We start from the raw sequence: 23,066 nt of genomic DNA, 5'->3' as shown, positions 1-23,066 counted from the left end.
CGACTTCTCCTGAATTCAAGGAGCTGAATAGAGCGATGAGGGACAGTTTATGAACAATCCGGGTTTGTTCCAAGCCAACTGGAACCTCCGGCGATGGGCTCTTTGCAATCTACTCGCTATCGGGCTGCTGTGTTTTTGGCTGTGGCCCACGGGCCAGATGCTCTGTGTGATTTTCGACGAGTGGCTGTTTCATCTGCTCAATGGCCCATTGGCCACGAACTCGACCTGGTTGCATATATGGGCCGTGGCCAGCCTGCGGCCGTTTGATGCAGTGGTCGGCGTGATTTTGCTGGCACTGCTGATTCGCGGCGACTGGGTGTTCAAGGCCGTGCAGGTGCGCCAGGCGTTTTTTGGCTTCCTCGGCATTCTGCTGCTGTTGCTGTTTGTCCGCATGCTGTTCTCCAAACTCGCGGCGCACATGGGCTGGCAGCACAGTAGCCCGTCGATGGTCATCAGCGGCGCGATTCAAATGAGCGACTTTTTCCCAGGGCTGGAGAAAACCTGGGAATTGAAGGACCGCTCGAGCCAGAGCTTCCCCGGCGACCATGCTTCGGTGCTATTGATCTGGGCGATGTTCATGAGCGTGTTCGCCCGGCGCATCGGCCAGGTGCTGGTGATCTGGGGCCTGGCGCTGCTGTTCATGATGCCGCGGCTGGTCGCGGGCGCGCACTGGGGACAGGACGACTACATCGGTGGCGTACTGCTGGCGCTGTTGGCGTTGGGCTGGGGGTATTACACGCCGTTCGCGGCGAAGGTGTCGGGCGCTTTGTTGCGGATGACGGCGCCGCTTTTCGGGCTACTGAGCAAGTTGCCCGTTATTGGGCGGTTGAGTGTCATGCGCACAACTCCGTAACCCCCCAGGGCTAAAAGTGGGAGCGGGCTTGCTCGCGAATGCGGGGTGTCAATCAATGCATCTGTGCCTGACCCACCGTATTCGCGGGCAAGCCCGCTCCCACATTTGATCGAGTGTGCATGGGCGACTCGTGCAATCAATCGTCATTGCCGCTGCCGCGAAATTTGAATAGATCGCGGCGCTGCTTCTTGCTCGGCTTGCCGTCAGTGGTCAGGCCTGAAGCACCTGCTTTGCGCATGGCTGCAGCGTTTTCGCGCTTAGCGATGCTGGCTTCGGTCTCGGCATACAGTGCCTGCGCTTCAGGCGCGCCGCGGCGTACGATGGAAAGTGCCTGCACCACGATGGTTTTTTCATCAAACCCTGTACGAATCTGAAACTCGTCGCCGACGCGCGGCTCCTTGCCCGGTTTGCAGCGCTCGCCGCGATGATGCACCTTGCCGCTCTCGATAGCGGCCTTGGCCAGAGCGCGGGTCTTATAGAACCGCGCTGCCCACAACCACTTGTCCAGCCGGACCTTCTCTTCCTCTTCCTGCTTTTGAGCCACTTGAATTCCTCGCTCTGAAAAATGTCGCAACTTTACCGTTGAAACCCTTCGACGCATAAACCCCAAGGCTCACCTAAGATACGCCAGGTAGCACCCTGTTTTCGCGAGGATACGCCGTGACCGACTTTCCCCTTTCACTCACCTCGCCCAACCAGCGGTGCGTGGGTTGCCAGCAAAGCGAGCCTCTGGGGTTCGATTTTGCGTTCGCCTACCAGCCTATCGTAGACCTGCGTGACCATTCGATCTTCGCCAACGAAGCCTTGGTGCGCGGTCCCCTGGGAGAAGGCGCGCTGTCGGTGCTGGCTCAGGTCAACGAAACCAATCGCTACCGCTTCGACCAGCGTTGCCGGACCAAGGCCATCGCCGGTGCCGCGGCCCTGGGCATGCAGACTCACCTTTCCATCAACTTCATGCCCAATGCGGTATATCGCCCGGAACTGTGTATCCGCAGCACTCTGGAGGCCGCCCGAGCGCACAATTTCCCGCTGGACCGGCTGATTTTCGAGACTCTGGAAAGCGAGCACGTAGATAACTATCGCCATTTGACGAATATTCTGCGTGAATACCGCGAATTCGGCTTCAAGACCGCCATCGACGATTTCGGCGCGGGCTATTCGGGGCTGAACCTGCTGGCCGATTTCCAACCTGACTTGATCAAGCTCGACATGGCGCTGATTCGCGATGTCGACCAGGATCGTGTCCGCCAGGTCATCGTCCGAGGGATTGTCACAATCTGTGAGCAGTTGGGGGTTACTGTCATCGCCGAAGGCATCGAAAGTGCCGGCGAGCGCGACTTCCTGTCCGACTGCGGAATATTTCTGATGCAGGGCTTCTGGTTCGCCAAGCCTGCATTCAAAGCGTTGGCTGAGGTATCTCCTCAAGCCTGGGCGAATTGACCGGTTAACCATATTGAAGACATTTGACCATTTGACCGTTGTGGGTCTGCGTGAGTGGGTGGCACTTCCCGACTTGGGAGTCGCAGGCCTGCGCGCGAAGATCGACACCGGTGCCAGTACCTCAAGCCTGCACGCCACCGATATCGAGCCCTTTGAGCGCGACGGTGAAAAGTGGGTGCGTTTTACCGCGCACCTGGGCAGCGTGGTGCAACTGCGTCACCGCCGCTGTGAAGCGCCCCTGGTGACGATGAAAACCATCAAGAGCTCCAACGGCCATGCACAGGTGCGCTACGTGATCAGCACCACCCTGGCCCTGGGTGATCGGGTATGGCGGGTGGAGTTCACCCTCGCCTGTCGCAAAGCCATGCGTTACCGCCTGCTGCTGGGCTCCAAGGCGCTGATTGACGGCCAGCTGGTGGTCAATCCGGGCCTCAAGTACGTTCAAGACAAGCCGGTGTTCCCGGTCTCCACTATTTCTGCCCCAGGTGCTGCATGAAGATTGCTGTGCTGTCGCGAAACCCGCGTCTGTATTCTACCCGCCGCCTGGTCGAGGCCGGCACTGAACGTGGCCATGAAATGGTGGTGATCGACACGTTGCGTGCCTACATGAACATTGCCAGCCACAAGCCGCAGATCCACTACCGGGGCAAGCCCCTGGAAGGCTTTGATGCAGTGATCCCGCGTATCGGCGCTTCTGTGACGTTCTATGGCTGCGCGGTATTGCGCCAGTTTGAAATGATGGGGGTGTTTCCGCTGAATGAATCCGTGGCCATTGCACGCTCGCGGGACAAGCTGCGCTCCCTGCAACTGCTGTCGCGCCGGGGCATCGGCCTGCCGGTCACCGGTTTTGCCCACTCCCCGGATGACATTCCCGACCTGATCGAGATGGTCAATGGCGCACCGCTGGTGATCAAGGTGCTGGAAGGCACCCAGGGCATCGGCGTGGTGCTGTGTGAAACAGCAACGGCAGCGGAGTCGGTGATTGAGGCGTTCATGGGCCTCAAGCAGAACATCATGGTGCAGGAATACATCAAGGAAGCTGGCGGCGCGGACATTCGCTGCTTCGTGGTAGGCGACAAGGTGATTGCGGCGATGAAGCGCCAGGCGAAGCCCGGTGAGTTCCGCTCCAACCTTCACCGTGGTGGCAGCGCCAGCCTGATCAAGATCACCCCGGAAGAACGCATGACCGCGCTACGGGCAGCCAAGGTGATGGGGCTGAGCGTGGCGGGTGTGGACATCCTGCGCTCCAACCATGGCCCCTTGGTGATGGAAGTAAACTCATCGCCGGGCCTGGAAGGAATCGAGACCACCACCGGTAAGGATGTGGCAGGGATCATCATTCAGCATCTGGAAAAGAATGGCGGGCCGAATATGACTCGGACCAAGGGAAAGGGCTGACAGCCCTCATTGGTCACACGCCGCCAACCACCTGTGGGAGCTGGCTTGCCTGCGATAGCGATAGCTCAGTCAACAATAATGTTGAATGTGCCGCCCTCATCGCAGGCAAGCCAGCTCCCACATTTGCATTCATATTGCTTGTTAGACGGCGTCTCTAGGCAGCATCAACCCCAACGGCAGCCGCACCCGCGCCTCCAACCCGCCGCCTTCCCGGTTGCGCAGCTCGACATTGCCGCCATGCATCGACGCAATCCGCCGCACAATCGCCAACCCCAACCCGGTGCCCTTGCCTCCTCGGGCTCGGTCGCCACGGGTGAAGGGGTTGAAGATACCCTCCAGCTCAGCCGGGTCGATTCCTGTGCCACGGTCCATCACGCTCAGCACCACGTAAGGCGCGGCACTGTCGCCAGAAACGTACGCCGCCACTTCCACATCGGAACCGGCATGGTGCAAGGCGTTGCCAATCAAGTTGTTCAGCAGGCGCTTCATCGACACCCGGCGTAATGCGAACGGCTGGATCGGCTCCAGGCGCGTGCGCACCTGCTCACCGTTCTGGTTATAGGGCGCAACCACCTCACGCACGAGCTCCGTGAGGTCGACCTCCTCGACCACCTCATCCCGCCCGTCGCGGATGAACGCCAGGAACTGGTCCAGGATGGCGTCCATGTCTTCGATGTCGCGCACCATGTCATCGGTGAGGTCGGTATGGTCACCCATCAATTCCAGGGACAAACGCAATCGCGTCAGCGGCGTGCGCAAGTCATGGGACACCCCCGCCAGCATCAACTCGCGTTCGCGCCCGGCCTGTTCGACATCTTCTGCCATCTGGTTGAAGGCGCCGTACACCTCGGTCATCTCACTGGGCGTGTCGCTGACCGGCAAGCGCACACTACGCCCCTGGCCCAGTTGGCGAGCGGCAAACACCAGGCGCTTGAGGGGTTGGTTGAGCTGGCGGACGAAGATCCACGCCGACGCCGTTGAGAGCAAGCCAATGGCCAGGAACCAACCCAACACGTTCCAGATTTTTTGCCCACGCAGCGGGTGCGGATAAAGCGGAACCTTGATCCACGCATCCCCCAGGCTTGGCGCTCGCACCCACAACGCAGGCGAAACATGCATACGAAGCCGCACCTCGGTATCGGCGCCCAATTCGGCCTGCATCTGGCGCTGGTAAATCTCGCTGTAGGGCCAATGTTGCTCGCCTTCAGGCACACCGGCGCCGTCAACTCGAGTGAGGGTCGATGCCTTGGCTACCTTTTCGCGGTTCTCAGGGTCTACCGCCCAATAACCACGCAATGTCAGGGCGACGCCATGGCTGTACTGCCGATCCACCAGCACGTCTTCGTTCATCAGCAGATAAACCAACGTGAGTGCCTTGGAAAACAGAACGACAATAAGCACCAGCCAGAGGGTGCGGGAGAAGAAACTTTGCGGGAACCACAGCGGGGTTTTCATAGATGAAAGCTGCACACCTTGCAGGAACGAGCGGTGCTCGCAGAATTGCAGACGCCGGGCATCCCGTCGACCCTCATGGGGTCAAACGCCAGGATACCCGCCCCTGCAAATCATCGGTCACTTGGTTGCGGTGCCATCCGGCACAAACACATAACCCACACCCCACACCGTCTGGATATACCGCGGCTTGGACGGGTCTGGCTCGATCATCCGGCGCAGTCGGGAAATCTGCACGTCGATGGAGCGCTCGAGGGCGTCCCATTCCCGGCCACGGGCCAGGTTCATCAGTTTGTCACGGGTCAGCGGCTGGCGAGCGTTCATCACCAGGGCCTTGAGCACTGCGAATTCACCCGTGGTGAGCATGTGCACTTCTTCACCGCGCTTGAGCTCACGGGTGGCCAGCGAAAGTTCGTAATCGCCAAAGGTGACGCTTTCGTCTTCGCTGCCCGGTGCGCCCGGTACCGCCGGTGCCTGGCGACGCAATACGGCCTTGACCCGCGCCATCAGCTCATCGGGGTTGAAAGGCTTGGCCAGGTAGTCATCAGCCCCCAGTTCCAGGCCCTTGATACGGCTCAGTTCATCGCCCTTGGCGGTGAGCATGATGATCGGGATCTGGTTGTTAGCACCGCGCAGGCGTTTACAGGCAGTAAGGCCGTCTTCGCCGGGCAGCATCAGGTCGAGTACGACCAGGTTGAAGACTTCACGCCCTAACAGACGATCCATCTGCTCGGTGTTCGGCACCGCCCGGGCACGATAGCCCTTGGAGTTGAAAAAACGCTCCAGCAGGCTGCTCAGCCCCGGATCGTCATCAACGATGAGAATTTTTTCGCCTTCAGCAGTTTGTGCGGTGCTGCTCATTGGATGCTCCTCTTATCTCGGCGCGCATTATGGCGTAGCTGCCGTTATACGCACCGTGTGCATTGTTAGCAGATTTTTCATCTACTGCCAGCGAACCCGCGCCCTACAAGCTGCGGCGCAGTAGCCCCCAAGGGCGGAACGCTGGTTATAATGCGGCGCCTCCGTGCAGGGCAACGTCAGATCGTTACCGTTTGCTGCCGGGCTTTTTTTACCCGCTTGTCGTGACTTTTTCGATTTCGAGGGTCAATAGCCAGCCTCTTGACCCAGGCAGCGGCGCCAGTCGGGCCGCTCAACCAGCCTCGCCGAGCCTTGTTTTTACGGGCCGGCGCGCTGATTTTAAGAATTTCAGGTGGTTTTATGGACAGCATCAACAGCCGCATCGCCGAGGAACTCGGTGTACGCCCACAACAGGTCGAAGCGGCCGTCGCTCTACTGGATGAAGGCTCCACGGTGCCCTTCATCGCCCGTTACCGAAAAGAAGTGACCGGCAGCCTCGACGACACCCAACTGCGTCACCTGGAAGAGCGCCTGCGCTACCTGCGAGAACTCGACGAACGGCGTATCAGCATTCTCGCCAGCATCGAGGAACAGGGCAAGTTGACCCCGCAACTGGAACGCGACATCAAGCTCGCCGACACCAAAACCCGCCTCGAAGACCTTTACCTGCCGTACAAACAGAAACGTCGTACAAAGGGCCAGATCGCCCTGGAAGCCGGCCTGGGTGATTTGGCCGATGGCTTGTTCAACGACCCATCGTTGACCCCGGAAACCGAAGCCGCGCGCTTCATCGACGCGGAAAAAGGCGTCGCCGACGTCAAGGCCGCCCTCGAAGGCGCCAAGTACATCCTGATGGAGCGCTTCGCCGAAAACGCCAGCCTCCTGGAAAAACTGCGTACCTACCTCAAGCAGGAAGCCATCCTCAGCGCCCGCGTCATCGCCGGCAAAGAGGAAGAAGGCGCCAAGTTCCGCGACTATTTCGAACATGACGAGCCGCTCAAAAGCATGCCGTCCCACCGCGCCCTGGCGATTTTCCGCGGCCGCAACGAAGGCATTCTCAGCTCCGCGTTGAAAGTCGGTGACGAGTTGCCGGGCACCATGCACCCGTGCGAAGGCATGATTGGTCAACAATTCGGCATCCAGAACCAGAACCGCCCGGCGGACAAGTGGCTCGGCGAAGTGGTGCGCTGGACCTGGAAGGTCAAGCTTTACACCCATCTGGAAACCGACCTGCTGGGCGAGCTGCGCGACGGCGCCGAAACCGAGGCGATCAACGTGTTCGCCCACAACCTGCACGATCTGCTGTTGGCCGCACCGGCCGGCCCGCGTGCCACCCTGGGCCTCGACCCGGGCCTGCGCACTGGTTGCAAGGTCGCGGTGGTCGACGCCACCGGCAAGCTGCTGGACCACGCCACCGTGTACCCACACGTACCGCACAACAAGTGGGACCAGACCCTCGCGATCCTGGCCGCCCTGTGCGCCAAGCATGCGGTGGACCTGATCGCCATCGGCAACGGCACCGCCAGCCGCGAAACCGACAAGCTGGCCGCCGAGCTGATCAAAAAATACCCAGCCATGAAGATGACCAAGGTCATGGTCTCCGAAGCAGGCGCTTCGGTGTACTCGGCGTCGGAGCTGGCCTCCAAGGAATTCCCGGACCTCGATGTGTCGATCCGTGGCGCGGTGTCCATCGCCCGTCGCCTGCAAGACCCGCTGGCCGAACTGGTGAAGATCGACCCTAAATCCATCGGCGTCGGCCAGTACCAGCACGACGTGTCGCAGCTGAAACTGGCACGCGGCCTGGATGCGGTGGTGGAAGACTGCGTAAACGCCGTGGGCGTGGATGTGAACACCGCGTCCGTCGCCCTGCTGGCGCGAATCTCCGGCCTCAACGCCACCCTGGCGCAGAACATCGTCAGCCATCGCGACGAAAATGGCGCGTTCAAAACCCGTGCTGCACTGAAAAAAGTCGCACGCCTGGGTGAAAAAACTTTTGAACAGGCTGCTGGTTTCTTACGCGTAATGAACGGTGACAACCCGCTGGACGCCTCTGCGGTTCACCCGGAAGCCTACCCATTGGTGCAACGCATTGCCGCCGAGACCGACCGCGATATCCGTTCGTTGATCGGTGATGCCGCGTTCCTCAAGCGCCTGGACCCCAAGAAGTACACCGACGAGACCTTCGGTGTGCCGACTATCACCGATATCCTGCAAGAACTGGAGAAACCGGGTCGCGACCCGCGCCCGGAGTTCAAGACCGCCGAGTTCCAGGACGGCGTCGAAGACCTCAAGGACCTGCAACCGGGCATGATCCTCGAAGGCGTGGTGACTAACGTGACCAACTTCGGCGCATTCGTGGACATCGGCGTGCATCAGGACGGCTTGGTGCACATCTCCGCGCTTTCGGAGAAGTTCATCAAGGACCCACGTGAGGCGGTCAAAGCTGGTGACGTGGTCAAGGTCAAGGTCATGGAAGTCGACATCCCGCGCAAACGCGTCGGCCTGTCGATGCGCATGAGCGACACCCCCGGCGAAAAAATCGACGGTGCACGTGGTGCTCGCCCCGGTTCGGCGCCGCGCCAGTCGCAGAACAACGCGCCGCGCAAGGAAACCGCGACTGCCGCGCCCAGCAACAACGCCATGGCGTCGCTGTTTGCCAACGCTAAACAGCTGAAGAAGCGTTGATGGAGATTCCGGCCGGTTTGACCCAGAGCGCATTCAGCGAACTGATCGGCTGCCGCCTGCAACGCCTGGAAGAGGGCGTTGCCGAGGTGGCCCTGACCCTGGAGCCGCACCTGCGCAACCGCGCGGGCAAGCTCCATGGCGGGGCGATTTTCAGCCTAGTGGATATAACCATGGGCCTGGCGTGTTCCAGCGCCCACGGTTTCGACCAGCAGAGCGCCACCATCGAATGCAAGATCAACTATATTCGCGCCGTGGAAGACGGTGATGTGCTGTGCACCAGCCGGGTGATCCACACCGGTCGCCGCACCCTGGTGGTCGAGGCCGACGTGTACCAAGGCGAAAGACTTGTCGCAAAAGCACAGGGCACGTTCGCTGTCCTATAGCTCCCCACCCCCGATTTGAGTTAATTTCGGCGCTGCGATAACAGCGTCGGAATTTTCTCGCTGCGCTGTAGCCCAATTCATGGAGTGAAGTCGGCAAATTCAGAGCGGGTCAAATCGACTCAAAACCAGGCGATCACGCCAGTTTCCACTTCACCCTTGTAGACCGTCCTGCCCACCCCCATATTGGGGCGACTGACGCGTGAAGGAATCCAACTTGAGCGAACTTCTCAACCGCCGCCTGGCCCTGCTCGGCAAGCGCGAACACCTCTCCCTGCTAGAGCAATGCTTGCACGGCATCGAGCGCGAATGCCTGCGCGTCACCAGTGAGGGTCGCCTGGCGCAAACGCCACACCCCGAAGCATTGGGCGCCGCGTTGACCAACGAACAGATCACCACCGACTACTCGGAATCGCTGCTGGAGTTCATCACCCCAGCCCTGCCGAACCCGGCCGATACCCTGAGCAGCCTGGACAAGATCCATCGCTTTGCCTACACCAAGCTGGGCAGCGAATACCTGTGGAGCCCCTCGATGCCGTGCCCGTTGCCGGCCGAGGAAGATATTCCGATTGCCTACTACGGCACCTCCAATATCGGCCAGCTCAAGTACGTGTACCGCAAGGGCCTGGCCCTGCGTTACGGCAAGACCATGCAGTGCATCGCGGGCATCCACTACAACTTTTCCCTGCCGGAACAGTTGTGGCCATTGCTCAAGGAAACAGAAGGATTTGTCGGCACCGACCGTGACTATCAGTCCACGGCCTACATCGCGCTGATCCGTAATTTCCGTCGCTACAGCTGGCTGTTGATGTACCTGTTCGGCGCCTCGCCAGCCCTGGACGCCGGCTTCCTGCGGGGGCGCTCGCATCAGCTTGAAGTCCTGGATGCCGACACCCTGTACCTGCCCTACGCCACCAGCCTGCGCATGAGCGACCTGGGTTACCAGAGCAACGCCCAGGCCGGTCTGACGCCGTGCTACAACGACTTGGCCAGCTACACCGACAGCCTGCGCGAAGCGGTGGCAACACCCTACGCGCCGTACGTTGAAGTCGGCACGCACAAGGATGGCGAGTGGGTGCAGCTCAATACCAACATCCTGCAGATCGAAAACGAGTACTACTCCAACATCCGTCCCAAGCGCGTGACCTACACCGGCGAGCGGCCGATCCAGGCGTTGATGGCCCGCGGCATCCAGTACATCGAAGTACGCTGCCTGGACATCAACCCGTTCTTGCCGATGGGTATCGATCTGCCGGAATCACGGTTCCTCGACGCATTCCTGCTGTACTGCGCACTGAACGACAGCCCACTGTTCGCCAACAACGAGTGCGGCAACGCCACCTCCAACTTCCTCAGCGTGGTCAAGGAAGGTCGCCGTCCTGGCCTGCAATTGCAGCGTGACGGCCAGCCGGTGGACATGAAGGAGTGGGCGGCCGAGTTGCTGGAGAAGATTGGCCCGCTGGCCGCCCTGCTCGATCAGAGCCACGGCATCACCGAACACAGCGAGGCACTGGACGCCCAGTTGGCCAAGGTCAAGGACCCGTCCCTGACACCGTCGGCTCAGGTGTTGGCAGCCATGGCTGAGCGCAAGGAAAGCTTTGCGCAGTTCTCTCTGCATCAAAGCGAAGTGCATGCCGAGTACTTCCGCAAGGAGCCTTTGGCGCCTGAGGAACAAGCGCACTTTGAAGAACTGGCCCGTGCCTCGCTGGCGCAGCAGGCGGAGCTGGAACAGAACGAAGTGGGCGATTTCGATGTGTTTGTCGGCTCGTACCAGGCAAGCATCCTGGCCATCAGCAACTAACCTCAGGCTCGCTCCCCTGTGGGAGCTGGCTTGCCTGGGATATCGGTGGGTCAGCAACCCACCTGTTGACAGATACACCGCTATCGCAGGCAAGCCAGCGCCCACATTATTTTTGCCAGCCTGAAAACAGGCTTCGCCATTTCCCCTCATAAGCTAATTCGAAAAAGTTATTTATTTTCGAATTCTTAGATCATTTAGTCTCCTCTCACGCCGACCCTCGGCCGCCTGATTGAGGAGCTTCCCCTTGAAACTGTTGACCCCTCTGCGCCTGTTGGCCGCATTGTCCCTGGCCGGTGCCAGCCTGTTTGCCCAGGCGGCGGATGTGACCATTGCGTACCAGACCACCGTGGACCCGGCCAAAGTCGCCCAAGCCGACGGCGCCTATGAAAAAGCCACCAACGCCAAGATCGACTGGCGCAAATTCGACAATGGCGCCGACATCATCGCCGCCATCGCTTCGGGCGACGTGCAAATCGGCTACCTCGGTTCCAGCCCGCTGACCGCCGCAATAACCCGCAAAGTCCCGGTGCAAACCTTCCTCGTCGCCACCCAGATCGGCGGCGCCGAAGCCTTGGTGGCGCGTAACGGCTCGGGGATCAACAGCCCGCAGGACCTGATCGGCAAAAAAATCGCTGTGCCCTTCGTTTCCACCGGCCACTACAGCCTGCTCGCTGCCCTGAAGCACTGGAACATCGACCCGGCCAAAGTCACCATCCTCAACCTGGCCCCGCCCGCCATCATCGCCGCCTGGAAGCGCGGTGATATCGACGCCACCTACGTGTGGGACCCGGCCCTGGGCGTGGCCAAAGAAACCGGCAAGGTGCTGATCACCTCCGGCGAACTGGCCAAGTTCGGCGCGCCGACGTTCGATGCCTGGATCGTGCGCAAGGATTTTGCCGAGAAGCACCCAGAGATCGTCACCGCCTTTGCCAAGGTCACTCTGGATGCCTACGCCGCCTACCGCAAAGACCCACAAGCCTGGCTTGCCGATACCGGCAACGTCGACAAACTGGTGAAACTCTCCGGCGCCAAGGCCAGCGATATCCCGTTGCTGCTGCAAGGCAACGTCTACCCGTTGGCCGCCGACCAGGTAACCCTGTTGGGAGCGCCAACCACCAAGGCCGTCACCGACACCGCTGCGTTCCTCAAGGAACAAGGCAAGGTCGAGGCCGTGCTGCCCGACTACGCCCCTTACGTCAGCGCCAAGTTCATTACCAACTGACCCAGGAGTTCACTGCGATGGCCTTGCTACAACTGGAGCGCATCAGCGCACAGTACCCAGGCGCCCCGGAACCGGTACTGTCCGATATTTCACTGGAGCTTGGGCCCCAGCAACTGCTGGTTGCCCTGGGCCCGTCCGGCAGTGGCAAGACGTCGTTGTTGAACTTGATTGCCGGCTTTGTCGAACCGTCTGCCGGGCGTATCACCCTCGATGGCGTGCCGGTCAAGGGTCCCAGCGCCGAGCGCGGCGTGGTGTTCCAGGACGACGCCCTGCTGCCCTGGCAGGACGTGCTGGCCAACGTCGCCTTTGGCCTGGAACTGGCCGGCGTGCCCAAGGCGCAGCGCGAAGTGCGCGCCCGCGAAATGCTCGCGCTGGTGGACCTGGCCGGTTTCGACAGCCGGCGCATCTGGCAGCTCTCGGGCGGCCAGAAACAGCGCGTCGGCCTGGCCCGCGCCTTGGCGGCCGACCCTCGCGTATTGCTGATGGACGAACCCTTCGGCGCGCTGGATGCCTTTACCCGCGAACAAATGCAGGAGTTGCTGCTGCAAGTGTGGCGGCGCACGGCCAAGCCGGTATTCCTGATTACCCATGACATTGAAGAGGCGGTGTTTCTGGCCACGGACCTGATCCTGCTGGCGCCCAACCCCGGCCAGATCGTCGAACGCCTGCAGCTGGATTTCGGCCAACGTTACGCCGCCGGTGAATCAGCCCGCGCAATCAAGTCCGACCCGCGCTTTATCGAAACCCGTGAACATGTGCTGGGCAAAGTGTTCTCCCAACGGCAGGTGTACGCATGAGCAGCTACGAACTTCCCGCCACGGCCAGCAAGGCGGTGGCACCTGTCGTTATTCCGGTACGCCGCAGCCTGAGCACGCGCTGGATCAGCGTGCTGACCCTGGTGGCCTTGCTCGCCCTCTGGTGGGCCGTCACCGCCACCGGTTTGATCGAACCCCTGTTCCTGCCGCCACCATCGGCAGTGTTGCAAAAAGGCTGGCTGCTGGCGACCACCGGCTACATGGATTCCACCTTGTGGCAGCACCTGGGCGCGAGCTTGAGCCGCATCGGCCTGGGCCTGGGCTTTGCGGTGCTGACCGCCGTGCCGGTGGGGATTGCCATCGGAGCCAACCGCATTGCCCGAGGCATTTTCGATCCGTTGATCGAGTTCTACCGGCCAATTCCGCCGCTGGCCTACCTGCCGCTGATCGTGATCTGGTGCGGCATTGGCGAGCTGTCCAAGGTGCTGCTGATTTACCTGGCGATTTTCGCCCCGATTGCCATCGCGACCGCAACCGGGGTGCGCACCGTCGACCCTGCCAAGCTGAGGGCTGCGCAGTCGCTGGGCGCAACCCGCGCACAACTGATTCGCCATGTGATCCTGCCCAGCGCCCTGCCCGACATCCTCACCGGTGTGCGTATCGGCCTGGGTGTGGGCTGGTCGACCCTGGTCGCCGCCGAGCTGATTGCCGCCACCAGCGGCCTGGGCTTCATGGTGCAGTCGGCGGCGCAGTTTCTGGTCACCGATGTGGTGGTGCTGGGCATCCTGGTGATCGCCCTGATCGCCTTCGCCATGGAAATGGGCCTGCGCGCCCTGCAGCGTAAATTAGTGCCCTGGCATGGCCAGGCACACTGAGTGAAGAATCCACAATGAGCAGCCTGACCGTTACCCCATTAAGCACCGCCCTGGGCGCCCAGATCAGTGGCGTCGACATCACCCAGCCGCTGAACCCTGAACAGCGCGACGCCATTGAACAGGCGTTGCTCGACTATTCGGTGCTGTTCTTCCGCGACCAGCCGATCACCCCGCAGCAACAGGCACGCTTCGCGGCCAATTTTGGCGACCTGCACATCCATCCGATCTATCCCAACGTGCCGGAACAGCCGCAAGTGCTGATCCTCGACACCGCGGTCACCGACGTGCGTGACAACGCCGTTTGGCATACCGACGTGACCTTCCTGCCCACGCCGGCCCTGGGCGCGGTGCTCAGTGCCAAGCTGCTGCCGGCGTTTGGCGGCGATACATTGTGGGCCAGTGGCATTGCGGCGTATGAGGCACTGTCCGAGCCGTTAAAGCGCATGCTCGATGGCCTCACCGCCACACACGATTTCACCAAGTCGTTCCCGCTGGAGCGCTTTGGCAACACCGCCGAAGACCTTGCGCGCTGGGAAGCAACCCGCAAGAAAAACCCGCCGCTATCGCACCCAGTCGTGCGCACACATCCGGTGAGTGGGCGTAAATCGCTGTTCGTCAGCGACGGATTCACCACCCGAATCAATGAACTGGAACCGGCCGAAAGCGAGGCCATTCTCAAGCTGCTGTTCGCCCACGCCACCCGCCCGGAATTCACCATCCGCTGGCGCTGGCAGGAAAATGACGTTGCGTTCTGGGATAACCGCGTCACCCAGCATTACGCCGTGGATGACTACCGGCCGCAGCGGCGGGTGATGCACCGGGCGACGATTCTTGGGGATGTGCCGTTCTAACGCTTGGCGACAGATCGTTCCCACGCTCTGCGTGGGAACGCCTCCTGTGACGCTCTGCGTCACGACTTTAAAGCGGACGCCGAGCGTCCGGGGCTGCATTCCCACGCAGAGCGTGGGAACGATCAACCAGTGGTGTAAGGTTATTCAGCAGTGGACGGTTTTTCCCACAGGTTGATCCCACCTTCCTGCGCAAACCGATCAATCTCCGCCAGTTCTTGCGCACTGAAGCTCAAGTTCTTCAACGCCCCGACGTTCTCGATAATCTGTTCCGGCCGGCTTGCGCCGATCAGCGCACTGGTTACCCGTGGATCACGTAATGTCCACGCCAACGCCAACTGGGCCAGGCTCTGGCCACGGCGCTTGGCGATTTCATTCAGGCCGCGTACATGGGCGATGTTGGCTTCGGACAGGTGCTGGGCCTGCAACGAGCCACCACCCGGACGGTTCACCCGCGCATCGGCTGGCACCCCGTTAAGGTATTTATCGGTCAACAAACCCTGGGCCAGCGGCGTAAAAGCGATCACCCCGGCGCCGAGTTCTTCAGTGGTCTCCAGCAGGTCTTTTTCCACCCAACGGTTGAGCAGGTTATAGGCCGGCTGGTGGATCAACAGCGGCACTTTCCACTCTTTGAGCAGCGCCGCTATTTCGCGGGTTTTTACCCCGGAGTAAGACGAGATACCGATGTACAACGCCTTGCCTTGCTGCACGGCGGTGGCAAGGGCGCTGGCGGTCTCTTCCAGCGGCGTATCGGGGTCGAAACGGTGCGAATAGAAGATATCCACATAATCGACGCCCAGGCGTTGCAGGCTCTGGTCCAGGCTGGCCAACACGTATTTGCGCGAACCACCACCCTGGCCGTAAGGACCGGGCCACATGTCCCAACCGGCTTTGCTGGAAATGATTAATTCGTCGCGGTAATGCTTGAAGTCTTCGCGCAGCAAACGGCCGAAGTTGATCTCGGCGCTGCCATAGGGCGGGCCGTAGTTGTTAGCCAGGTCGAAGTGGTTGATGCCCAGGTCGAACGCCGTGCGCAGCAACGCGCGCTGGGTGTCGATCGGGGTGCTGTCGCCAAAGTTGTGCCACAACCCCAGGGACAGGGCTGGTAGCACCAATCCACTGCGGCCTACGCGGCGATAGGGAATAGATTCATAGCGGTTTTCGGCAGCAATGTACGTCATCGAATCCTCTCTTGATCTAGGGCAAATAAGGCCCGGGAATAGGCATATTCCCGGGCCTTTTAAGCAGCTGAATCGCTTAAGTCTGCCTCTTCCTTTTACAGCAAAGACCTACTTGAGAGGAACGCTATCAGCGCACCATGTGCAAGAACTGCAGATGGCGCTCGTACTGGTCGAGGATGTCATTGATGATCTGCTCCTTGGTGTAGCCCACCAGGTCATAGTCCTGGCTGCCCTCACTCAAGTGCACTTCGGCCCGATAGTAGCGGCGGTTGTTGATCTCTTTCTTACCGATGCCGCCCAAGGCGAACGACGGCGTGAAGTAGCCACGCATCTGCACCTGGTAGATGAACGGACGTTCTTCGCCATGGCCGATTTCGAGGCTGACGCTGTCGTTGGACGGGTCGGGCTGGGTCACCACCGTAAGGCCCTTCTCGACAAACACGGCGGTCACTTCTTCAATCGCGGGGCGCACCGTGGTGTCGAGGAAACGGTACACCTCGTCACGCGACGGAAAATGCACGGCCTGGCTCAAGCGCTGGCGCCAGCCGCCTCGACCTTTGCGTGAAGCCGATATCGGCGCCAGGGAATGCAACTGCGCAATCTGCTTTTGCGACTCCAGGTAGAACGCCTTGTGCAGCCCCCACATCATCAGCAGCAGGATCAGCGAGAACGGCAGCGAGGTCAGTACCACCGCAGACTTGAGCGAGTCGATACTGCCAGCGAACAGCAACGCACTGGTGACTAGGGCGGTCATCGCGCCCCAGAACACACGCAGCCACTTCGGCCCGTCTTCATCCGCGTTGCCGCCTTTGGACGAGAGGGTGGAGAGCACCACAGTGCCGGAGTCAGCCGAGGTCACGAAGAATACAAAGCTGATGAACACCGTGACCGCGATCACGGTCTTGCTCCACGGGTAGGTTTCCAGCAGCAGGTAGAGGCTCATCGATGGGTCATCGATAGCCGACTGGCCCAGTGCAGCCATGCCATGGTTGAGCACCTGGTCGATGGCGCTATTACCGAAGATCGACATCCACGCCAGGGTGAAGCCCAGTGGAATCAGCAGCACGCCAAACACGAATTCGCGGATGGTACGACCACGGGAAATGCGCGCGATAAACAGGCCCACGAACGGCGACCATGCGATCCACCAGGCCCAGTAGAACACCGTCCAACCGCCCAGCCAGTCGCTCGGCTCGTTGTAGGCGTACACATCAAAACTTTTGGTGGGCAACGCGCCCAGATAGTCACCGATGTTCTGGATCAAGGTGTTGAGCAGGTGCTGGGTAGGCCCGGCGAACAACACGAACAGCAGCAGCGCACAGGCCAGCAGCATGTTGATGTCGGACATCACCCGCACGCCTTTGTCGACGCCGGCCACGGCCACGATGATCGCCGCGCCCATCATCAGGGTGATCAGGCCCACCTGGATCCACTGGGTATGGGCAATGCCAAACAGGTAGTCCAGGCCAGAGTTGAGGTGCAGTACGCCAAAGCCCATGTCGGCGCCCAGGCCGAACACCGTGGCAATGATGCCAAAGCCATCCACCGCATAACCGATAGGGCCATTGATGCGCTTGCCGATCAGCGGGTACAGCGCCGAGCGCAATGCCAGCGGCAGGTTATGCCGGTAGGCGAAATAGGCCAGGGCCATGCCGACAAACGCGAACACGCCCCAGCCATGCAGGCCCCAGTGCAGGAACAACACCTGCATGGCCTGGCGCGCCGCATCGGCGTTCATTGCTTCGCCCTGGGGCGGCTGCACCAGGTGCGTCAGCGGCTCCGAGACACAGAAGAAAAACAGCGTGATGCTGATCCCGGCGGCGAACAACATGCCGGCCCAGGACAGGTAACTGAATTCGGGCTCGTCGTGGTCGGCACCGAGTTTTATCTTGCCGTAGCCCGATAGCGCGGTGACCACCACGAAGACCAGATACAGGGTCATCGCCAGCATGTAGTACCAGCCGACCGTGTTGGCCGCCCAGTTTTGCGCCGCCAGCAGCCAGGCACCGGCCTGTTGCGGGATAGCGATGACCGTGATGCCAAACAGCAGGATGACGGTGGCGGCAAAATAGAAAACGGGCGCATTCATGCGCACCATGCCGCTGGAAGGGGTGGACGATGCACTCATGAACGATGCACCTCAAGGTTGCGGGATATGGCTGTAAAAAACGGACTCAGCAAAGGTAAGCCTCCTGTTGTGAGCGGGCAGCGAACCACCGGTTTAACTTGAACGAACGTTCAAGTTAAACATGAATAGGCGGTCTGGGACTAATCGCAAGGCTGAGTGGTAGGTGTTTCCTACACTAGCTCAGGGATTGGTATGACGCGTGGAGGAGACGAATCGTTCAGCAACCCGACGGTGAAATACATACGAAATGTGGGAGCTGGCTTGCCTGCGATAGCGCTGGGTCAGCCACCCATCTGTTGACTGATACACCGCTATCGCAGGCAAGCCAGCTCCCACACTGACCGGCGTTTGGCTCAGGTATTACTTCTGCGCCCCATCATCATGCTGCAAATTCGCCTGGGTGATATTCGCCCCGGCCGGCACGCTGCGGGTCAGCCACACATTGCCGCCAATGGTCGAACCCTGGCCAATGGTGATCCGCCCCAGGATCGTCGCCCCGGCGTAAATCACCACATCATCTTCAACAATAGGGTGACGCGGGTGGCCTTTCTGCAATTGCCCATCTTCATCCGCCGGAAAGCGTTTGGCGCCCAGTGTCACGGCCTGGTAGATGCGCACGCGCTCGCCGATGATCGCCGTCTCGCCAATCACCACGCCTGTGCCGTGATCGATAAAGAAACTCGGGCCGATCTGTGCGCCGGGGTGGATATCAATGCCGGTGGCCGAGTGGGCGATTTCTGCACTGATCCGCGCCAACAGCGGCAGGCCGGCACGGTACAGGTGATGGGCCAGGCGATGGTGGATCACCGCCAGGATGCCCGGGTAGCACAACAGCACCTCATCCACACTGCGTGCGGCCGGGTCGCCGTGGTAGGCGGCCAGTACGTCGGTGTCCAGCAGGCTGCGCAAGGATGGCAACACCAGGGCGAAATCCTGGATCAGGCGAATGGCGTGGGCGTTGACTTCGCTGTCGTCCTCACCGCTCTGGCGCGCGGCATAGCGTAACTCCAGGCGCGCCTGGGCGAGCAAGGCGTTGAGCGCGACGTCGAGGGTGTGGCCCACGTAGAAGTCTTCGCTTTCTTCGCGCAGGTCCGCCGGGCCCAGGCGCATCGGAAACAGGGCGCCGCACAAGGCCTCAAGAATCTGTGCCACCGCCTCGCGGGACGGCAACTCGCGGCCACCATGCTCGCCACTCAAGCGCCCATTGCGCGTTCGCCACTGGTCGCGGGCGCCGCGCAGCTGGCTGACGATGGTCTGCAATTGCCAATGACTGGAACGCTCACTCACGGTATTCACTCCTGACGAAATGGCCATCACTTTACGGTATGCACCCAGGCAGCTCTTAAGAACCAATGGTGTGAACATAAGAACCTTTCGTCATAAGCGATTGACGGTTGCCCGATGAAAAGTGCCTGCCTATAGTCCCCCCATCACTCAGCCACCGTGCGTACCCATGATCAAACAACAGCTCGACCGTTTTAACCGTCTGGAACTACTGGGCAGTGCCACGGCCCTGGAAAAACTCGAGCGGCTGTCGGCTTGGCTGGGCAGGGACATCTACGTCAAACGCGATGACACCACGCCGCTGGCCATGGGCGGCAACAAGCTGCGCAAACTCGAATACCTGGCCGCCGACGCCATCGCCCAGGGCGCCGATACCTTGGTCACCGCCGGCGCGATCCAGTCCAACCATGTGCGCCAGACCGCCGCGCTGGCTGCCAAGCTCGGCCTCGGCTGTGTTGCCCTGCTGGAGAATCCTACCGGCACCGACGACCCCAACTACCTGGGCAACGGCAATCGCCTGCTGCTGGAGTTGTTCGACGCCAAAGTGGAGTTGGTGGAAAACCTCGACAACGCCGACGACCAACTCAACGCCCTCGCCGACCGCCTGCGCAGTAACGGCAAGAAGCCGTACCTGGTGCCTATAGGCGGTTCCAATGCACTCGGCGCGCTGGGCTACGTGCGCGCCGGGCTGGAGTTGGCCGCGCAGATTGAAGACAGCGGCATTGAATTCGCCGCCGTGGTGCTTGCCTCTGGCAGTGCCGGCACCCACAGCGGCCTGGCCCTGGCCTTGAGCGAAGCACTGCCGCAATTGCCGGTGATCGGCATCACGGTGTCGCGTACCGAGCAAGCGCAATTGCCCAAGGTGCAGGGCTTGGCCGAGCGCACTGCCGAGTTGCTCGGCGTGGCTATTCCGCAAGCCTTCAAGGTCACCCTGTGGGACGAGTATTTCGGGCCGCGTTATGGCGAGCCAAACGCTGGCACCCTCTCGGCGATCAAACTTTTGGCCAGCCAGGAAGGTCTGTTGCTGGACCCGGTGTATACCGGCAAGGCCATGGCCGGTTTGCTGGACGGCATCGGGCACCAGCGCTTTGAAGAGGGGCCGATCATTTTCCTGCATACCGGTGGCGCGCCGGCATTGTTTGCTTATGACTCAGTTTTCAACTGATTGAATACGGTCGATGTGGGAGCTGGCTTGCCTGCGATTGCGGTGGGTCAGCCAGAAACTTGGCATTGACACACTGCAATCGCAGGCAAGCCAGCTCCCACACAAGCCGCGCATATTTCCAAAAAGAATATTAAATTGTATTTTTATTATTTTCAAGACTTAAAAACCCGCTTTATCATCGCGCCGAAGGCGAAGACGCGCTTCGCACTTTAGGGCAGGATACGACTACCGCGTCACCTGCTTCGCTCACCATAAAAACACAGGGGCTCTCCATGACTATTTTCGCATTTCGTCGCACGCTGTTGGTTGGCACTTTGGGCCTGGCGCTTGGCGCTGGCTGGCTGGGCCAGGCGGTTGCCGGCGAGCAGTTGAACACCATCAAAAAGGCCGGCGAGATCAAGATCGGCCTGGAAGGCACCTACCCACCGTTCAGCTTTGTCGATGAAAGCGGCAAGCTCAGCGGTTTCGAAGTGGAATTGTCCGAGGCACTGGCCAAGGAGCTGGGCGTCAAGGTCAAGCTGCAAGCCACGCCATGGGACGGCATCCTTGCCGCGCTGGAATCCAAGCGCCTGGACGCCGTGGTCAACCAGGTGACCATCTCCGAAGAGCGTAAGAAAAAATACGATTTCTCCAAGCCTTACACCGTGTCCGGCATCCAGGCGCTGGTGCTGAAAAAGAACGTCGACTCGATCAAGAAAGCCGACGACCTGGCCGGCAAGAAAGTGGGTGTGGGCTTGGGCACCAACTACGAACAATGGCTCAAGGACAACCAGCCTAAAGCTATTATCAAGACCTACAACGACGACCCGACCAAGTTCCAGGACCTGCGCATCGGCCGCATCGACGCCATCCTGATCGACCGCCTGGCCGCGCTGGAATACGCCAAGAAGGCCCCCGACACCGCCGCTGCCGGCGACGCCTTCTCCCGTCAGGAATCCGGTATCGCCCTGCGCAAAGGCGAGCCTGAATTGCTCGACGCAGTCAACAAGGCTCTGGACAAACTGCGCGCCGACGGCACCTTGAAGACGCTGTCCGAGAAGTACTTCAACGCTGACGTCACTCAATAATGGAAGCAGGTTTCCAACTCGCGCTGGACTCCGCGCCCTTTCTGCTCAAGGGCGCGTACTACACGGTAATCCTCAGCCTCGGCGGGATGTTTTTCGGCCTGTTGCTGGGCTTCGGCCTGGCCTTGATGCGCCTCTCGCGCTTCAAGTTGCTGAGTTGGACGGCCCGGGTCTACGTGTCGTTCTTTCGTGGCACGCCGTTGCTGGTGCAGCTGTTCCTGATCTACTACGGCTTGCCGCAAGTGGGCATCGAGCTGGACCCTATCCCTGCTGCCATGATCGGCTTTTCGCTGAACATGGCTGCCTATGCGTGTGAAATCCTGCGGGCCGCCATCGCCTCCATCGAGCGTGGCCAGTGGGAAGCTGCTGCCAGTATCGGCATGACCCGTGCGCAGACGTTGCGCCGGGCCATCCTGCCCCAGGCGATGCGCACGGCGTTGCCGCCTTTGGGCAACAGCTTTATTTCACTGGTCAAGGACACGGCGCTGGCCGCCACCATCCAGGTGCCCGAGCTGTTCCGCCAGGCCCAACTGGTGTCGGCGCGTACCTTCGAAATTTTCACCATGTATCTGTCCGCGGCCCTGATCTACTGGATCCTGGCGAGCATCCTGGCGCATCTGCAAAATCGTCTGGAAGACCGGGTCAACCGGCATGACCTGGAGTCTTGAAGCATGATCGTGGTTGAAAAACTGACCAAACAATTCAATGGTCAGGTGGTGCTCAACGGCATCGACCTGGAGGTCAAGGAAGGCGAAGTGGTCGCCATCATCGGCCCCAGTGGTTCCGGCAAGACCACCTTCCTGCGCTGCCTGAACTTCCTCGAAGAACCCACCAGCGGCCGTATCAAGGTGGGTGACATCCAGATCGACAGCAGCAGGCCGCTCAACCAGCAACAGGGCCTGGTGCGACGCCTGCGCCAGCATGTGGGCTTTGTGTTCCAGAACTTCAACCTGTTCCCCCACCGCACCGCACTGGAAAACGTCATCGAAGGCCCCATCGTGGTCAAGAAGATGCCACGGGAAGCGGCGGCCGAACTGGGGCGCAAGCTGTTGGCCAGGGTCGGCCTGGCAGGCAAGGAAGCGTCCTACCCACGGCGGCTGTCCGGCGGCCAGCAACAGCGTGTGGCGATTGCCCGCGCATTGGCCATGGAGCCGGAGGTGATCCTGTTCGACGAACCCACCTCGGCCCTCGACCCGGAACTGGTGGGTGAAGTATTAGCGACCATTCGCAGCCTGGCCGAAGAAAACCGCACCATGGTCATCGTCACGCACGAGATGAGCTTTGCCCGTGATGTGGCCAACCGGGTGATCTTTTTCGACAAGGGCGTGATCGTCGAACAGGGCGAAGCCAAGGCGCTGTTTGCCAACCCCAGGGAAGAACGTACCAAGCAGTTCCTGAGCAAATTCCTCGCCCACTGATGTTCTGTGTGGGAGCTGGCTTGCCTGCGATGCAAGCGCCTCGGTGTAGCAGTCCAACCGGGGTGATCCTATCGCAGGCACGCCAGCTCCCACATAAGCGAGGCCCTACAGGGAGTCGCCATTTCACCCCGTAAAAGACCCCGCCGCCTGCCTCTTGAAATCCCCCTCCCCGTCAGACCCGTCTGAATCTCGCCAAACCCACCGTTTAGCCCTTTGCCTCCATTGACGCTCCCTGGCCAACCCTCTTATCTAGCGCCTT

At 60.7% G+C, this 23,066-nt stretch carries 21 protein-coding genes; 15 read left to right on the top strand and 6 right to left on the bottom strand.

Features of this window, described 5'->3' with window-relative positions:
• Window positions 1-49: 49 nt before the first annotated feature.
• Complete coding sequence (locus tag BMH52_RS14355; RefSeq protein ID WP_020302422.1) at window positions 50-853, top strand: phosphatase PAP2 family protein; 804 nt, start codon at window positions 50-52, stop codon at window positions 851-853.
• 136 nt (window positions 854-989) lie between these two features.
• On the opposite strand, the gene BMH52_RS14350 is transcribed toward BMH52_RS14355, so the two are convergent.
• Complete coding sequence (locus BMH52_RS14350) at window positions 990-1,397, bottom strand: RNA-binding S4 domain-containing protein (protein WP_003236026.1); 408 nt, start codon at window positions 1,395-1,397, stop codon at window positions 990-992.
• A 116-nt stretch (window positions 1,398-1,513) separates the two neighbouring features.
• Here BMH52_RS14350 and BMH52_RS14345 point away from each other — a divergent pair, with 116 nt between their 5' ends.
• Genes BMH52_RS14345 through rimK form a run of 3 tightly spaced genes read left to right on the top strand, consistent with a single transcriptional unit; the run spans window position 1,514 to window position 3,691 of the window.
• A complete protein-coding gene (locus tag BMH52_RS14345; RefSeq protein WP_014716474.1) occupies window positions 1,514-2,293 on the top strand; it encodes an EAL domain-containing protein in 780 nt (259 codons plus the stop codon).
• Window positions 2,294-2,339: 46 nt separating this feature from the next.
• Complete coding sequence (locus BMH52_RS14340; protein WP_169856571.1) at window positions 2,340-2,789, top strand: ATP-dependent zinc protease; 450 nt, start codon at window positions 2,340-2,342, stop codon at window positions 2,787-2,789.
• Window positions 2,786-3,691, top strand: coding sequence for a 30S ribosomal protein S6--L-glutamate ligase (rimK, locus tag BMH52_RS14335; RefSeq protein WP_003187674.1), 906 nt, complete (start codon window positions 2,786-2,788; stop codon window positions 3,689-3,691). Before BMH52_RS14340 ends, rimK begins: the two co-directional genes overlap by 4 nt.
• A 141-nt stretch (window positions 3,692-3,832) precedes the next feature.
• Here the strand turns inward: rimK and BMH52_RS14330 are convergent, their stop codons facing one another.
• Window positions 3,833-5,146 carry an ATP-binding protein gene (locus BMH52_RS14330; protein WP_014716473.1) on the bottom strand — a complete coding sequence of 438 codons (1,314 nt, stop codon included), beginning with the start codon at window positions 5,144-5,146 and terminating at the stop codon, window positions 3,833-3,835.
• 117 nt (window positions 5,147-5,263) lie between these two features.
• Window positions 5,264-6,004, bottom strand: coding sequence for a two-component system response regulator OmpR (gene ompR, locus BMH52_RS14325; RefSeq protein ID WP_003187669.1), 741 nt, complete (start codon window positions 6,002-6,004; stop codon window positions 5,264-5,266).
• Between the two features lie 357 nt (window positions 6,005-6,361).
• Between ompR and BMH52_RS14320 the strand changes: the two genes are divergently transcribed.
• From BMH52_RS14320 to tauD, 7 genes are all read left to right on the top strand, one after another.
• On the top strand, window positions 6,362-8,686 hold the full coding sequence (locus BMH52_RS14320; RefSeq protein ID WP_014716472.1) for a Tex family protein: 2,325 nt from the start codon (window positions 6,362-6,364) through the stop codon (window positions 8,684-8,686).
• Entirely contained in the window at window positions 8,686-9,069 is a 384-nt protein-coding gene (locus BMH52_RS14315) for a PaaI family thioesterase (protein ID WP_014716471.1), read from the top strand. Before BMH52_RS14320 ends, BMH52_RS14315 begins: the two co-directional genes overlap by 1 nt.
• Window positions 9,070-9,283: 214 nt before the next feature.
• Entirely contained in the window at window positions 9,284-10,867 is a 1,584-nt protein-coding gene (gene gshA / locus BMH52_RS14310) for a glutamate--cysteine ligase (RefSeq protein ID WP_073844053.1), read from the top strand.
• A 244-nt stretch (window positions 10,868-11,111) separates the two neighbouring features.
• On the top strand, window positions 11,112-12,089 hold the full coding sequence (tauA, locus tag BMH52_RS14305) for a taurine ABC transporter substrate-binding protein (RefSeq protein ID WP_073844051.1): 978 nt from the start codon (window positions 11,112-11,114) through the stop codon (window positions 12,087-12,089).
• A 17-nt stretch (window positions 12,090-12,106) separates the two neighbouring features.
• Window positions 12,107-12,886, top strand: coding sequence for a taurine ABC transporter ATP-binding subunit (tauB, locus tag BMH52_RS14300; RefSeq protein WP_014716468.1), 780 nt, complete (start codon window positions 12,107-12,109; stop codon window positions 12,884-12,886).
• Window positions 12,883-13,719: a taurine ABC transporter permease TauC gene (tauC, locus tag BMH52_RS14295; RefSeq protein WP_014716467.1), complete on the top strand. Its 837-nt coding sequence runs from the start codon at window positions 12,883-12,885 to the stop codon at window positions 13,717-13,719. The genes tauB and tauC overlap by 4 nt, the downstream gene beginning before the upstream one ends.
• A 14-nt stretch (window positions 13,720-13,733) precedes the next feature.
• Entirely contained in the window at window positions 13,734-14,570 is an 837-nt protein-coding gene (gene tauD / locus BMH52_RS14290) for a taurine dioxygenase (RefSeq protein WP_020302426.1), read from the top strand.
• A 140-nt stretch (window positions 14,571-14,710) separates the two neighbouring features.
• On the opposite strand, the gene mgrA is transcribed toward tauD, so the two are convergent.
• From mgrA to epsC, 3 genes are all read right to left on the bottom strand, one after another.
• Entirely contained in the window at window positions 14,711-15,748 is a 1,038-nt protein-coding gene (gene mgrA, locus BMH52_RS14285; protein ID WP_073844049.1) for an L-glyceraldehyde 3-phosphate reductase, read from the bottom strand.
• A gap of 127 nt (window positions 15,749-15,875) precedes the next feature.
• Window positions 15,876-17,837, bottom strand: a complete 1,962-nt coding sequence (betT, locus tag BMH52_RS14280; protein ID WP_169856569.1) for a choline transporter BetT — start codon at window positions 17,835-17,837, stop codon at window positions 15,876-15,878.
• A 399-nt stretch (window positions 17,838-18,236) separates the two neighbouring features.
• A complete protein-coding gene (epsC, locus tag BMH52_RS14275; protein WP_073844047.1) occupies window positions 18,237-19,163 on the bottom strand; it encodes a serine O-acetyltransferase EpsC in 927 nt (308 codons plus the stop codon).
• Window positions 19,164-19,329: 166 nt separating this feature from the next.
• Between epsC and BMH52_RS14270 the strand changes: the two genes are divergently transcribed.
• The 4 genes from BMH52_RS14270 to tcyN all read left to right on the top strand — a co-directional run bounded on the left by BMH52_RS14270 (window position 19,330) and on the right by tcyN (window position 22,807).
• Window positions 19,330-20,325, top strand: a complete 996-nt coding sequence (locus tag BMH52_RS14270; RefSeq protein WP_073844044.1) for a D-cysteine desulfhydrase — start codon at window positions 19,330-19,332, stop codon at window positions 20,323-20,325.
• A 272-nt stretch (window positions 20,326-20,597) separates the two neighbouring features.
• Window positions 20,598-21,392, top strand: coding sequence for a cystine ABC transporter substrate-binding protein (tcyJ, locus tag BMH52_RS14265; RefSeq protein WP_073844042.1), 795 nt, complete (start codon window positions 20,598-20,600; stop codon window positions 21,390-21,392).
• The gene (tcyL, locus tag BMH52_RS14260) at window positions 21,392-22,057 is read left to right on the top strand and encodes a cystine ABC transporter permease (RefSeq protein ID WP_003187646.1); all 666 of its coding nucleotides are present in this window, start codon (window positions 21,392-21,394) and stop codon (window positions 22,055-22,057) included. Before tcyJ ends, tcyL begins: the two co-directional genes overlap by 1 nt.
• A gap of 3 nt (window positions 22,058-22,060) precedes the next feature.
• The gene (gene tcyN / locus BMH52_RS14255; RefSeq protein ID WP_072434715.1) at window positions 22,061-22,807 is read left to right on the top strand and encodes an L-cystine ABC transporter ATP-binding protein TcyN; all 747 of its coding nucleotides are present in this window, start codon (window positions 22,061-22,063) and stop codon (window positions 22,805-22,807) included.
• Window positions 22,808-23,066: the final 259 nt, after the last annotated feature.

It is taken from the genome of Pseudomonas sp. BTN1 (assembly GCF_001907715.1).
Taxonomy (GTDB): Bacteria; Pseudomonadota; Gammaproteobacteria; order Pseudomonadales; family Pseudomonadaceae; genus Aquipseudomonas; species Aquipseudomonas paracarnis.
The sequence above is the reverse complement of the archived record's forward strand: the minus strand, read 5'-3'. Positions and strand labels throughout refer to the sequence as shown.

Excerpts from the sequence above, each read along its gene's own strand:
- BMH52_RS14355 (WP_020302422.1), top strand. The coding sequence starts at position 50 with ATGAACAATCCGGGTTTGTTCCAAGCCAACTGGAACCTCCGGCGATGG.
- rimK (WP_003187674.1), top strand. The coding sequence starts at position 2,786 with ATGAAGATTGCTGTGCTGTCGCGAAACCCGCGTCTGTATTCTACCCGC.
- BMH52_RS14330 (WP_014716473.1), bottom strand. The coding sequence starts at position 5,146 with ATGAAAACCCCGCTGTGGTTCCCGCAAAGTTTCTTCTCCCGCACCCTC.
- ompR (WP_003187669.1), bottom strand. The coding sequence starts at position 6,004 with ATGAGCAGCACCGCACAAACTGCTGAAGGCGAAAAAATTCTCATCGTT.
- BMH52_RS14320 (WP_014716472.1), top strand. The coding sequence starts at position 6,362 with ATGGACAGCATCAACAGCCGCATCGCCGAGGAACTCGGTGTACGCCCA.
- BMH52_RS14315 (WP_014716471.1), top strand. The coding sequence starts at position 8,686 with ATGGAGATTCCGGCCGGTTTGACCCAGAGCGCATTCAGCGAACTGATC.
- tauB (WP_014716468.1), top strand. The coding sequence starts at position 12,107 with ATGGCCTTGCTACAACTGGAGCGCATCAGCGCACAGTACCCAGGCGCC.
- tauC (WP_014716467.1), top strand. The coding sequence starts at position 12,883 with ATGAGCAGCTACGAACTTCCCGCCACGGCCAGCAAGGCGGTGGCACCT.
- tauD (WP_020302426.1), top strand. The coding sequence starts at position 13,734 with ATGAGCAGCCTGACCGTTACCCCATTAAGCACCGCCCTGGGCGCCCAG.
- mgrA (WP_073844049.1), bottom strand. The coding sequence starts at position 15,748 with ATGACGTACATTGCTGCCGAAAACCGCTATGAATCTATTCCCTATCGC.
- betT (WP_169856569.1), bottom strand. The coding sequence starts at position 17,837 with ATGAATGCGCCCGTTTTCTATTTTGCCGCCACCGTCATCCTGCTGTTT.
- BMH52_RS14270 (WP_073844044.1), top strand. The coding sequence starts at position 19,330 with ATGATCAAACAACAGCTCGACCGTTTTAACCGTCTGGAACTACTGGGC.
- tcyJ (WP_073844042.1), top strand. The coding sequence starts at position 20,598 with ATGACTATTTTCGCATTTCGTCGCACGCTGTTGGTTGGCACTTTGGGC.
- tcyL (WP_003187646.1), top strand. The coding sequence starts at position 21,392 with ATGGAAGCAGGTTTCCAACTCGCGCTGGACTCCGCGCCCTTTCTGCTC.
- tcyN (WP_072434715.1), top strand. The coding sequence starts at position 22,061 with ATGATCGTGGTTGAAAAACTGACCAAACAATTCAATGGTCAGGTGGTG.